Source organism: Nafulsella turpanensis ZLM-10, assembly GCF_000346615.1.
In the GTDB taxonomy this organism is placed as follows: domain Bacteria; phylum Bacteroidota; class Bacteroidia; order Cytophagales; family Cyclobacteriaceae; genus Nafulsella; species Nafulsella turpanensis.
The window spans coordinates 76,907-88,861 of record NZ_ANNU01000016.1; the positions used below are offsets into that span (position 1 = coordinate 76,907).

The following is an 11,955-nucleotide window of genomic DNA, read 5'->3' on the forward strand; positions in this document are numbered from 1 at the left end:
AAAAAATGTAAAAGACCCCCGGTGCTCCATAGTGCCGGGGGTTTTTATTTTTACCTGTTCTTGGTTTTCCGGCACTTGTTAAAAAAGGAGTGTTTTTTCCTGTGGCACCATTCCTGCTTATTTGTCACTCTTCGAAATGAACAGCTTTACTGCCGCCGAAACACCCACTCCTTTTCTTCTACTTCTGTGGCAGCAAGTGCTTTTGCCAGCTCCCCATCATCCTTAAACTGTAGCTGTTTAAGCAGGCGCCGCTCTACCCACACTTTAAACTCCACCTCCTGGAAAGGCCATGGTTCCACACCAAGGCTTTTATCCTTTCTTTGCCAGATAAAGTAAGTCTGGCCTTCGGTGTCTTTGAAAACCTCCAGCCGCCGTTCATCGGCCGGAAGCTGGTTTTTACAGAGGATAAGGGAGCAGCGGTCGGCCCACTGCAGGAGGTTGTAGGCTTTGGCAGCGGCGGCCCGGCTAAGTTTTAGCGACTGTAGTAACCGCTGCTGCAGTGCTTGCTGGTCGTCCAGAAACTGGTCAGTTGCTTTGTCTTTCCCACGCAATGGCTCATAAAGATAGCTGGTATGCATACTAATGAGCAGCGAAACATAGCGGCTTTTATACTGCGATACTTCTGTTACCGCCCTTGCCTGACTCAGCGAAAAGCCCTTCATGCTAAAGTCTTGCGGAGCCCCGCTGGCTGTAAGGTGGTTTTGCCCCTTCCAGCTTTCCTGCTGGTTATCATGTTCGGTAATGGCCGATAGTAGCTCATGCCAGCGCACAGGCCGCTGTTGCTGCTGCCAGAAACTGGCAGTTTGCATGGCCAGCAGCTCATGCGCCCGCTGGAAAATAACTTCCCAGCCTTCGGGAGCGGCATTTACAATCATATGGTAAAGGTGTCGCTTGCCTGCTCGTGCTGGTGTCGTAGGGCAGAGAGTTTAATAACCTTTGCCTTTCCGCGGTGTCCAACACCCTCTTTCAGGTTTACCTCCTCTTCCTGCACCATGTCTATCTGCAAATCCTTAAAATCGGCGATGATGTCCTGTTTTGAGTACAGCAGGCTATTGTCTGCCGGGCCGGGGCCAGCCTGCCCTAGCTGCTCATCCGAAAAGGCCAGCAGGTATAGATTTCCGCCATTCGGATTAAGGCAGCTGACCATTTTTTGATGAAAAGCTCTTCGTTCGGCGGCCGGTAAGTGCAGGAAAACAATTGCAATTACATCAAAATAGTCCTTCGGGCCATTATAGCTCTGTGCATCCTGTAACTCATATCGAAGGTTTGTGTCTCTTTCGCGGGCGAGTTTAAGTGCCTTTTCACGCGCCTTCGGGCTTGTATCAAAGGCCTCTACCTCCCAGCCTACCTCGGCTGCATACACAGCGTTCCTTCCCTCTCCTGCCGCGGGTAGTAAAATTTTGCCGGCAGGGAGGCTATCGATAAAAGTCCTGAAGAACTCATTGGGCTCTTTGCCAAAGTAGTAATCATCCGTCTCGTATTGTTTATTCCAGTAGTCTTGCATAATTGACAAAATCAGGTAAAATATCTTTATAGAATAAGAAAATCAACCTATCCTTTGTTTGCATTCCATTTGCTTTGATAGTATAAATCTGGCTCCGGATGAGGCTGGTAAAACAAAGGGAATAAGGCGCAACAAAAAGTGAATTAGTTTTCAGAATATGGTGCTACTCACAAACCTAACAGCAAAAGACGGGTTATGGATATACTTGGGAAGGCTTTGATAATGAGGTTGAAAGAGGTGCCTTATACTATGCAGAGTCTTCTGCGAAGGATGGAGAGAACAGGTTTTACAGGAGGTGTATGAAAGTTAAAATAGCAATTGCCGACGACCATAAAATAGTACGGGAAGGAATAAAAGCAATGCTGCAGGATGAAGGCTGGATTGAAATAGTGGGAGAAGCGGCAGATGGAGAAGAGGTGCTGGAATTTCTGGAAAGAAAAAATGCTGATATTGTATTACTCGATATAGATATGCCCGGCATGGATGGTATTGCCTGCCTCCGCCTTATTCGTAAATACTGGCCTAAAACTAAAGTGCTCATTGTTTCCATGCACGAAAGTGAGCATTTCGTGGTGGAAGCTTTTCGTTGCGGGGCAGCCGGCTACATCAGCAAAGATTCCTGTGCGGCCGAAATGGCCAATGCTATAAGAGCAGTGGCGCAGGGGAACAGTTATTTTAGCCAGGGGGTATCACGTAAACTGCACAACCACCTAAACAAGCCTCTGGAAGACAGAAAAGCCCTCCGCTACCAGGAAGAACCCCTGTTAACTTCGCGGGAAACCGAAGTGCTGATTCTTATTGCCAAAGAGTATACCAATCAGGAAATAGCCGAGCGCCTGTTTATCAGTCCGCATACGGTGGTTTCTCATCGGCGAAACCTCCTGCAGAAACTAAATGCCAAAAATACTGCCGGACTCGTGCACCAGGCTGCCCGCCATGGCCTGCTTCAGTACGATTAGCAAGACAGCCTCCTCCGTTTTCTACTGATCATTTGTGCCCTTAATACAAGGAAGAGCAGTTCTACTGTCTTTTTGAAGGGCTACCCCTACCCATATACACCCTCTTAACCATTTTGGTCCCACCTCCACTGGCTATATCGGATAATACACCTACTGGTTTGCTGCATCTGCCTGATTGTAGCTTTACGGTTGGTGTATATGGTTCACTGGCCTTTTAACGGGAGTTAACCAGGTATGGTTGTGTAAGTTGTTGATAAGCAGATAAAATCCCCCCAAAGAGGGATGCTAATAAACCCCTTTTTAAGGTCTTACATCATGCCAGATAAATTGTGATATTAGTAAGGCATGTTAATAGATTTTTTAACCGTTTAAACTTTTTAAACAAATGGCTACAAATGATAAAAACAAGATGTCATCGGATAAGGAAGATGACAAAATGAAAAATAAATCAACAGATACAGAGAAAAACGAAAACAAAGGAACAACCGCAAAATCATCTTCCAGTGTAGCGGCTTCCTCCAAATCGGACGATGCTAACAAAGAAGGCTCTTCTTCGGAAAGCAGTAAATCATCCGGAGACAGCTCAAAGGATATATCTGCCTCCAGCCAGTCTTCTGGTAAAGAAAAAGATAAAAACAAAGGAGAAGGCCAGCAAGAGGAAACCAGTACCACCTGGTCATCGGCGACGGAGCGCCCTGGTGCTTACAACTATGGAGACAGCCAGCAGGGGCAGGAATATGGTAATTATTCCCAACCAGGAAATGCCGACTGGCAGCGACAAGGCCAGCAGTTTGGCTCCGGTAACCAGGCAGGTTACTCGCAGGGCGGTAACCAGTGGGGCAACAGCGGAATGCGCCAGCCTTCATTTGGTGGCCAGCAGCCATATTCGAGCTATGGCGGCGGAGGTCAGCAGGATAACGATTGGCAGGGCCAGGGCCGAAACCAGCAGTACCAGGGAACCTATGGCAGGTACGTGCAGGGGCAGGAAGAAAACCAGGGAAATAACTGGCAAAACCAGGGGCAGCAGAACAGCCAAAACTGGCAGCAGTCCGGTAGCTCTAACCAGCCCCGGCACTCTTATGGAGGAGGCCAGCAGTACCCGTATGGTGGCAATTATGGCGAAAGAAGAATGCCGGGAGGTGACCAGGACCAGCAGAAGGGGGTGAGTCACCAGCAATACCAGCAGTCTGGCATGGGCAATATGCAGCAGAAACAGCCGCACCATCAGCAATACGGCCAGGGCCAGCAAGGAAACCAGCAGGCAGGTGGGTTGCAAAACCAGGAGTATATGACCCCGGGCTGGGTACAAAACCAGCAAAACCAAAATAGTGGAGGCAGCTCCAGTAATTCTTATTCTGGTGGGGACCAGTACCAAAACCCCAATCAAAATCAATTTTTTAATCAAAATCAAAATACCATGAGAGACGATAGAATATATGGACGTCACTACAGAGAAAACGAAAGAAGCCGGGATCGTGACCGGGACTTTGACAGAGATAGAGATAGAGATAGAGGATATAATTCTGACAGGAACTATGGCAGCAATAGCAGCAGCTATGGGTACGGAAGCAGCATGAGCAATTACGACCGTGAATATGACCGTAGTACAGGATACAACCGCGACCGCGGCTATGGTTCAAGCTATGGAGGAAGCGATTATGATCGCGATCAAATCGGTGGATCAGGACGGAACAGCTACGGACCAACCGATAGCGACTACAATCGAAACTTTGCCCGCAGTAACGAAAACTTCCGCAACTCCGACCGGAGCTCCTCTGGTAACGATTATCGCAGTAGCTCTTATGGCAGCGACCGCGATTATGGCCGTGGAATGGGAGACAGTTACGGTATGCGCGACAGCGACCGCAACACTGGTTTTGGCCGCGGTAATTCCTATGGTAGCAGCATGGGCGACTACAGCCGTTATGGCGATGACCGCAACTACCAAGACCGCAACAGCTATTACGATCGTGGCGGGTACGATCGCGATTATGACCGCGATCGCAATTATGGTAACCGCGATTACGGGCGCGACCGTGATGAGGATCGAGGCTTCTTCGACCGTGCCGGTGAGCGCATAAAGTCGTGGTTTGGCGATGATGAGGACCGCAATCGCAACTATGAAAACCGCAACTATAATAGAGACAGAGATACGAACTATGGACGTAGCAACTACGATCGCGATTATGACCGGGATAGCGAGTACCGCTTCCACCGCGATCGGGACAGAGACCGCTACTAGGAGAATAAAATTTAGATTCGGTTAAATCAAGAAAAGGCCGGCCTGTTGTGGGCTGGCTTTTTTATACTTCAGGTAGATATTGGATAATCAAAAGGAAAAATTTAATGTAAAACCTATACTTTTTAATCATGAAAAAATATTTTTTAAGCCTGCTCCTGCTGTGCCTGCCTCTATGGCTGACTGCCCAGGAAGAAGATTGGGCAGAAGTAAATCAGCAGGGTAACCATAATTCCGTAGAACTGCACCAGGAGAATAGTTTTCCGGAAGGGGATGGAAACGTTTTACAGACTTCTGTTGAGCAAATTGGCGACAGAAATAGCAGCCACGTACACCAAATCAGCGAATCGGTCGTCACCAAAATTCTGCAGCAGGGAAGGGCTAATTATTTGAGTTTTAGTGGAAGGAACTGGGGGAATAAAGAGCACCCTTCAACCATTCACCTTCGCCAGATTGGAGAAGAAAACCTCCTGTTTGTGGAGAGTGCTGTCGATTATGATCATTCCATCAAGGTGGAGCAGGGAAATATTACTACGCCTGGCTTTAGAAATGAGGCGCATATTCAGGCAAATGGTATGGGTGACTGGCTTTATTTAGGGCAGTTCGGCTCCTATAACTTCAGCAGCATTTACCAGGGGGTAATGGGAAACTCCGCCTCTATTGAACAGTATGGAAACTATAATTATTCGGTGGCAATGCAGTCGTGGACTTATGCTTCTTTTTGGCATGAGCAGTCAGGAAGTTATAATTGGAGTTTTACAGACCAGAGCGGAGAAGGAACTGATACAGAACTGTTGCAGCATGGAGAAGGAAATTACAGCTATTTTGAACAAGCAGGAACTATAATTTTTGCTGATTTACAGCAGGTTGGCGAGGCAAACAGCATGGAAATTCTTCAGAATGCGGCATGGAGTGAACTCAGTGCCACACAGAAAGGAAACGGTAATTTTATGGATGTTGAGCAGAAAGGCATGTACCTGGAAATGGACCTGAGCCAGCAGGGAGAAGAGAATAAAATGCTGATTCGGCAGAGCGGAGACCCTGCCTATCTTTCCGGAAGCCAGTTTGGGAATGAAAATACCATAGAGGTTGTGCAGGAGGGTATCAATTTGCATTTAGAAATCAGCCAGAAGGGGAATGGACACGAAGCGCTTGTAATTCAGGAATAAATGGATTTTTAGTTTGTCAAGAGATTGTAATTCAGTATCTTAAAGAAGATATAGATTGTGAGTTTTTGTAAACATTTTTTAACTTAAAGACAGGACAATGCCTAACGATAGAGTACCAAAGCATAAGCAAAGACTAGCCACCGATCAGGGACAGGATCGGCAGCTGGCTAACCAGTCAGCACCAGCAAAAGGCACCGGTAAGGAGAGCGAGGGGAAAAAGCCGGCCGGTACCAAAAGCGTAGGTAAGGCGGAGCGGGAAGAATAAAAGTAGCCTCTCCTGAAAAAGGGAATATTATGAGAGAATGAATGAGCCGGCGCTTCAGGCGCCGGTTTTTTCTTTGTGCTTAAGCCATGCGAAAATTTCCTCTACATCTTCCTTGCGGCAAAGTTCACTTCCGGGGGTCATGGTGGCCGCCGTTCCTGCAGCTACTCCCCATTTAATAACATCGCTAAGATCGTCGCCCCTGGAGAGGGACAAAATAATGCCCCCAACCATACTATCGCCGGCACCCACCGTACTTTGCTGCTTTACGGTAGGAGGGACTACATATTCAATTTTATCTTTTGTAGCCAGCATGGCTCCGCGAGGCCCGAGCGAAACAATGAGTAATTGGGCTTTGCCCTGCTCAATAATTCTCTTTGCTACCTCTTCCTGCTCCATAGCCGAAATATGCTCCTTATCGGCAAGCTTGCTTAGTTCGCCAAGGTTGGGTTTCATCATGCACACACCCATTTCGGCTGCTTTTTGCAGGGCAGGTCCGGAAGTATCAATTACACACTGTATATTTTGTTCCCGGGCAATACGGGCAACCTGGCCATAGAAATCATCAGGTGCTCCCGGTGGTAAGCTACCACTGGCTACCAGGTATTCCACTTCATCAGGAAGCTCTTTTAAGGCCTGCAGGCACTGCTGCAGCTCCTCAGTAGTGACTTCTGCTCCCGGCATGCCAAAGCGGTACTGCCGGTTGGTAGTGCTTTCTGTTATTATAAAGTTTTCGCGTGTAGCATTTTTGCCCCGGATTATCTGTTGCTGAATCCCTTCCTCCTTTAGCAGTTCCTGCATTTTTTCGCCGGAGGCTCCACCTGCCAGGTAAATAGCCAGCGAATCGCCTCCCATATGTTTTATGGCTCTCGAAACATTAATTCCACCTCCGCCAGGCTCATAAACAGGTGCTTCGCAGCGTAGCTTTTCATCCGGCAGTAAATGGTCGGTGCGGGTACTTTTATCCAGCGAAGGGTTGAGCGTAAGGCTTACAATTTTCATACTTAAAAGTCTTTTCTGATAAACTTAATAACCTGGATAATAATGATGGGCAACAGGCTTGTAATGACAATAAGTCCCCACACGCGTGGCTCCAGTAGTTGTAGCTCCAGAATGCTGCGCAGGCCCGGGATAAAATAAGCGGCTAAAATGGCAGCAGCGCAAAAAGCCAGCGCCATCCAGATGTATTTATTACGGGTTACCTGGTTGTTAAACACCGGCTCATCGGCTTCCCGCATATTGAGTACGTGCAGGAGTTGGGCGAAGGCAAGGCTGAAAAAGGCGATGTTATTGGTAATCTCTTCCGGTGCGCCCCATACCTCCTGTGCAAAGTAATAGGCACCCGAAACACAAATGGCAAGGATGAGCCCGTATACACCAACCTGAATCCAGTTATGCCGGGTAATTAAAGGCTCGCGGGGGTCTTTGGGCGGTTTGGTCATTATATTAGGGCTGCCGGGGCCAATCCCAAGCGCCAGGGCGGGGAATACATCCGACAGGAGGTTCAGGTACAACAACTGCAGCGGAAGGAGCGGCAGCGTAAACATGGTAAAGCTAATAAGGCCAATGATGATGATTTCGCTCAGGTGGTAAGACAGCTGGTAAATAATAAACTTGCGGATGTTGCCAAAAATGATGCGGCCCTGCTCGATGGCTTTAACGATGGAGCCAAAGGCATCGTCCTTCAGCACCATATCCGACACTTCCTGGGCTACCTGTGTGCCATTTTTACCCATGGCTATACCGATGTTTGCCCGCTTGAGGGCCGGAGCATCGTTTACCCCATCGCCGGTCATGCCCACAATTTCTCCGGCCTGCTGGTAATGCTTAATCAGGCTGAGTTTCTGGCCAGGGTCTACACGAGAGAAAACAGGGGTGCTCACGAGCTTTTCATTATCATTTTTATCCAGCTCGGCCTGCAGATTTTTTCCATGCAGGACGGTATGCTCACTTTCATTTTCGGCTGTAACCAGCTTTACCTGCCTGCCAATATTAACAGCGGTACCCGGGTGGTCGCCCGTTACCATTACCACTTTAATGCCTGCTCTATGGCAGGTTTCAATGGCAGAGGCTACTTCTTTATGCGGTGGGTCGAGGAAGCCGATGAGACCGACAAAGGTGAGGTTCTGCAAGAAGTCATCCGCCGCCTCTCCTGAAGGAAGTTCATCCGGCTGCTGATAGGCGAAGCCCAATACCCGCAGGCCATCATTGGCCATGGAGTCATTTTTCCGGAGCCACTCTTCTTTATCTTTCTCTGTAAGCTCCCTTACCTCCCCCTTAACCAGAATATGGGTACAACGGCTAAGGAGTGCATCGGCGGCCCCTTTACCGGCGATATAATAGCCCCTCTCCTCCTCATAAGCAGTTCCCATTACCATGGTTTCGGAATCGAAGGGGTCGTGCAGGCGACGCTCGAGCTGGCGGTACTGTTGGTAAGCTTCTGAGTTGAATTTTTTGCTGAAGTGGAGCAGAGCTATTTCCAGCGGATCACCTTCTCCCTTGCCGCTTTGGTCCTGCCCGTCTTCATTTGCCCCGGAATTATCGTCGAGGAGACGGGCGTCGTTGGCCAGTACGGAAATTTTAAGGATGTGCCGGAGGTTTTCCTTTGCTTCCGGTTCTTCTTTTCCTTTCAGGCCTACGCCCTGGCTGCCATGCCAATCCACTTCCATACGCTCATCTTCGGGCGAGTAGAGGGTGTTGACGGTAAGCCGATTTTCGGTAAGCGTACCGGTTTTATCGGTAAAAATAACAGTGGTTTCGCCCAGCGTTTCAACTGCAGCCAGTTTTTTAACGACTACATTGTGGCGGGCGAGGCGCAGCATACCACGGGCGAGGGCAATACTGGCCACAATGGGCAGTCCTTCGGGAATAGCGGCAATGGTCCAGGCAATGGAGGTTTGTATAAGCTGGTAAAGATCTTTGCCGGCGATCCATCCGAAAATGAAAAAAGCCACGGCAAGGCCAAGGGTGAGCCAGATAAGGTTTTTGGTGAGCAGGTTTAGTTTTCTGTTCAGCGGAGTTTCCTCGTCTTCCTGCTCTCCCACCATGGCCGATATATTGCCCAGCTCCGTATCCATGCCGGTGCCATATACCACTGCTTTGCCCGTGCCGCTGTTAACGGCGGTTCCTTTAAAGAGGATATTGAGCCGGTCGCCCACTCCTTTTTCTTCTTCTATAACGTCAGGACTTTTGGTGACTGGTAAAGATTCGCCGGTAAGGGGCGATTCGTCCACCCCCAGTTCGCTTGTCTCCAGCAGGCGTGCATCGGCGGCAATTAAATCGCCCGCCTCCACCAGTAGAATGTCGCCGGGTACTATTTCTTCGGCATCGATTTGTTTCTTTTCTCCATCGCGCAGTACCCGGGCCTGTATTTTATCCATGGCCTTGAGTGCTTCCATCGATTGCTGCGCCTGGTACTCCATCCAGAAGCCTATAATGGTATTGACCAGCAGCACGACCAGAATGGCGATGCCTTCCGGTATATCGCCAAACACAAAAGCCATAGTGGCGGCAGCGGTAAGCAGGTATACCACAGGGTTGGTGATCTGGGCCACTAAAATTTGCCAGACACTTCGCTCCTGGTGCTTTTCCAGCTCATTACGGCCATACTTCTTTATCCGTTCTTCTACTTCGCTACCCGAAAGACCCTGTTTTGGGTGGGCCTCTACTGCCTGAGCGACCTCTTCTGCTGAACGGCGATAAGCATTTTCTACAAGTGGTTTTCTTCCTGATGTAGTTTTTTCTGATGCCATATGAATCCTTAAAAAATTTCTGAACCAAATGGAATTTTTGGAGAGGGTGGTAAAGATCCTGCGTCTCCTTTGCTGCTTTATCTCTCCTACCATGTATATAAGCACATGCGGGTGCCAATGTTTACACTTTATGACAAGAGGTGATGGAGCGACTCTTTAGTAGGAATGGAAGAGCCGCAAAGGATTTTTATGGAATGGCAGCCGGGTATAGATTGTGCTGTTTGTCAGGGAATTTGGCCCTACTTTTACCCCTTTCCTCTTTCTGAAAGCAGTTGCTGGAGTTTCCCCAGGAATTCTGCCACTTCTTCTGTATCCTTCAGCCGGTAAGAGGCCGCGGTAGTCTGCCCATGAGTGCCAACCAGTATGCCAATTCCCCTGCCGGCGATGGCTTCCAGTGCATCTTCGTCAGTTACATCATCTCCTATAAACAGGGGGGTATGCTTACCATCATTCAATTCCAGCGCATCGAGCAGCCATAAAGTAGCCCTGCCTTTATGCCAGTCGATATTTGGTTTAAGCTCCAGAATTTTTTTTCCGCCGCCCTTTTTGAGCTTTTCCTGCCGGTTTATGACTTCTTCAACCGCCTTCTTTACCGTTTCCTCCTTTTCTTCAGCAACATTGCGGTAATGTACGGCAATCGCATACTTTTTCCGCTCCACCCAGGCACCTTCTATATTGCCCAGCTTTTCTTTCAGGGACTTTTCTGCTGCATCCAGGGCCGGAATCGCTTTTTCGCCCCCCTCGTACTGCATATTGAGGCCATTAGGTCCGGTAATATCGAAGCCATGGCTGCCGGCATAAATGAGGTTTTCCAGTCCTACCTTGTTTTTTACATCGGCCCTGTCGCGCCCGCTTACCACGGCAATGGGTACTATTTCTGCCAGCTCCTGCAGGCAGGTCTTTGTTTTTTGGGAAAGGAGAGCCTCCTCCGGATTTTTAACAATGGGAGAGAGTGTACCGTCGTAGTCGAGAAAAAGTACAGGTTTTTTGTCTCCAATTTCCCGGGTGAGTGCTGTTAATTCTTCTATGGCATGCGGCAGCGAGGCCGGTTCTTTACTATTTGTATGTTGTTCCATTAACCTGATTTGTTTTTAGTTTATTTTCTGCCCGTCTGGTCCATTTAGCTTTTGCTTTGAAGGAAGCGGTACCCATTCCATTCTTTTCCGGCAGAAATTACAGATTCTGAAATGGTAACCCAAATAGGGGGCAAAGGTTAGGAAATGAGCAAGACTGTAATTTTTCTCTTTTTGTTATTCCCTCTTCGCCAGCTTTAGTATTTTGTCGGTTTGCTAATAAATAAAAAAATAAACTTCGAAGTATCATTTGTGCAAAACAGGATCTTAAACTTTGCAAATGCTACTGAGCGCTGGCCATGGTAAAATAAATGCCCGCTTTTAGGTTAAGCAGGGACGGCCTTTTTATAGATAAAATAGCAAACACAAGGGATTTAAATTAAAGGAAACAATCATGCACTGGAAAAAATTAGCATCTGAATATATTTATCAGGACCAATGGCTTACGGTCCGGAAGGATAAGGTAGCGTTGCCGGAGGGACCAACCATTCCTTCTTACTATGTACTGGAATACCCCAACTGGGTAAATGTAATAGGAATAAATGTGGAGGGAGAGCTGATACTGGTGAGGCAGTACCGGCATGGACTGGAGCGGATATCGTACGAATTATGTGCTGGTGTATCCGATATGGCTGATGCCTCTCCATTGGAAACGGCTAAACGGGAAATGCTGGAAGAAACCGGCTACGGGGGTGGTAAGTGGCAGGAATGGATGGTGGTGTCGGCAAACCCGGGCACCCATAGCAACCTCACTTATTGCTACCTTGCAACTGAGCTTGAGCTGGTAAGAGAGCCGGAGCTGGAGGAAACCGAACAGCTAACGGTGCATCTTTTTTCCGTGGATGAAGTGAAACAGTTGCTGAATGATGGTGCTATTGTGCAGGCCCTGCATGCGGCTCCGCTCTGGAAATATCTGGCGTTGCTGTAAAGAAGTGGAGCGAATTGTCTCGTCCTAGAATAGCGATACAGGTTTTTACAATAATAAATAATTAAATAT

At 48.3% G+C, this 11,955-nt stretch carries 10 protein-coding genes; 5 read left to right on the forward strand and 5 right to left on the reverse strand.

Features of this window, described 5'->3' with window-relative positions; all coding sequences use genetic code 11:
• Positions 1-146: 146 nt before the first annotated feature.
• Both F752_RS0107665 and F752_RS0107670 read right to left on the reverse strand, forming a co-directional pair.
• The gene (locus F752_RS0107665; RefSeq protein WP_017731143.1) at positions 147-875 is read right to left on the reverse strand and encodes a DUF3891 family protein; all 729 of its coding nucleotides are present in this window, start codon (positions 873-875) and stop codon (positions 147-149) included.
• Positions 872-1,504, reverse strand: a complete 633-nt coding sequence (locus tag F752_RS0107670) for a class I SAM-dependent methyltransferase (RefSeq protein ID WP_017731144.1) — start codon at positions 1,502-1,504, stop codon at positions 872-874. The genes F752_RS0107665 and F752_RS0107670 overlap by 4 nt, the downstream gene beginning before the upstream one ends.
• Positions 1,505-1,803: 299 nt before the next feature.
• Here F752_RS0107670 and F752_RS0107680 point away from each other — a divergent pair, with 299 nt between their 5' ends.
• From F752_RS0107680 to F752_RS26220, 4 genes are all read left to right on the forward strand, one after another.
• Positions 1,804-2,463, forward strand: a complete 660-nt coding sequence (locus tag F752_RS0107680) for a response regulator transcription factor (protein ID WP_017731146.1) — start codon at positions 1,804-1,806, stop codon at positions 2,461-2,463.
• A gap of 385 nt (positions 2,464-2,848) precedes the next feature.
• Positions 2,849-4,705 (forward strand): hypothetical protein, encoded by a 1,857-nt coding sequence (locus F752_RS23695; protein WP_017731147.1) that lies wholly within the window; start codon positions 2,849-2,851, stop codon positions 4,703-4,705.
• Between the two features lie 128 nt (positions 4,706-4,833).
• Positions 4,834-5,871 carry a hypothetical protein gene (locus tag F752_RS0107690; protein ID WP_017731148.1) on the forward strand — a complete coding sequence of 346 codons (1,038 nt, stop codon included), beginning with the start codon at positions 4,834-4,836 and terminating at the stop codon, positions 5,869-5,871.
• A 97-nt stretch (positions 5,872-5,968) separates the two neighbouring features.
• Positions 5,969-6,136, forward strand: a complete 168-nt coding sequence (locus tag F752_RS26220; protein WP_017731149.1) for a hypothetical protein — start codon at positions 5,969-5,971, stop codon at positions 6,134-6,136.
• A gap of 54 nt (positions 6,137-6,190) precedes the next feature.
• On the opposite strand, the gene F752_RS0107700 is transcribed toward F752_RS26220, so the two are convergent.
• The 3 genes from F752_RS0107700 to otsB form a co-directional block, all read right to left on the reverse strand.
• Positions 6,191-7,135 (reverse strand): 1-phosphofructokinase family hexose kinase, encoded by a 945-nt coding sequence (locus F752_RS0107700; protein WP_017731150.1) that lies wholly within the window; start codon positions 7,133-7,135, stop codon positions 6,191-6,193.
• Positions 7,136-7,137: 2 nt separating this feature from the next.
• Entirely contained in the window at positions 7,138-9,885 is a 2,748-nt protein-coding gene (locus F752_RS0107705; protein WP_040664467.1) for a cation-translocating P-type ATPase, read from the reverse strand.
• Between the two features lie 245 nt (positions 9,886-10,130).
• Positions 10,131-10,961, reverse strand: a complete 831-nt coding sequence (otsB, locus tag F752_RS0107710) for a trehalose-phosphatase (protein ID WP_017731152.1) — start codon at positions 10,959-10,961, stop codon at positions 10,131-10,133.
• 391 nt (positions 10,962-11,352) lie between these two features.
• Between otsB and F752_RS0107715 the strand changes: the two genes are divergently transcribed.
• The gene (locus tag F752_RS0107715) at positions 11,353-11,886 is read left to right on the forward strand and encodes an NUDIX hydrolase (RefSeq protein ID WP_017731153.1); all 534 of its coding nucleotides are present in this window, start codon (positions 11,353-11,355) and stop codon (positions 11,884-11,886) included.
• Positions 11,887-11,955: the final 69 nt, after the last annotated feature.

Excerpts from the sequence above, each read along its gene's own strand:
- F752_RS0107700 (WP_017731150.1), bottom strand. The coding sequence starts at position 7,135 with ATGAAAATTGTAAGCCTTACGCTCAACCCTTCGCTGGATAAAAGTACC.
- F752_RS0107680 (WP_017731146.1), top strand. The coding sequence starts at position 1,804 with ATGAAAGTTAAAATAGCAATTGCCGACGACCATAAAATAGTACGGGAA.
- F752_RS0107715 (WP_017731153.1), top strand. The coding sequence starts at position 11,353 with ATGCACTGGAAAAAATTAGCATCTGAATATATTTATCAGGACCAATGG.
- F752_RS26220 (WP_017731149.1), top strand. The coding sequence starts at position 5,969 with ATGCCTAACGATAGAGTACCAAAGCATAAGCAAAGACTAGCCACCGAT.
- F752_RS0107670 (WP_017731144.1), bottom strand. The coding sequence starts at position 1,504 with ATGCAAGACTACTGGAATAAACAATACGAGACGGATGATTACTACTTT.
- otsB (WP_017731152.1), bottom strand. The coding sequence starts at position 10,961 with ATGGAACAACATACAAATAGTAAAGAACCGGCCTCGCTGCCGCATGCC.
- F752_RS0107665 (WP_017731143.1), bottom strand. The coding sequence starts at position 875 with ATGATTGTAAATGCCGCTCCCGAAGGCTGGGAAGTTATTTTCCAGCGG.
- F752_RS0107690 (WP_017731148.1), top strand. The coding sequence starts at position 4,834 with ATGAAAAAATATTTTTTAAGCCTGCTCCTGCTGTGCCTGCCTCTATGG.
- F752_RS23695 (WP_017731147.1), top strand. The coding sequence starts at position 2,849 with ATGGCTACAAATGATAAAAACAAGATGTCATCGGATAAGGAAGATGAC.
- F752_RS0107705 (WP_040664467.1), bottom strand. The coding sequence starts at position 9,885 with ATGGCATCAGAAAAAACTACATCAGGAAGAAAACCACTTGTAGAAAAT.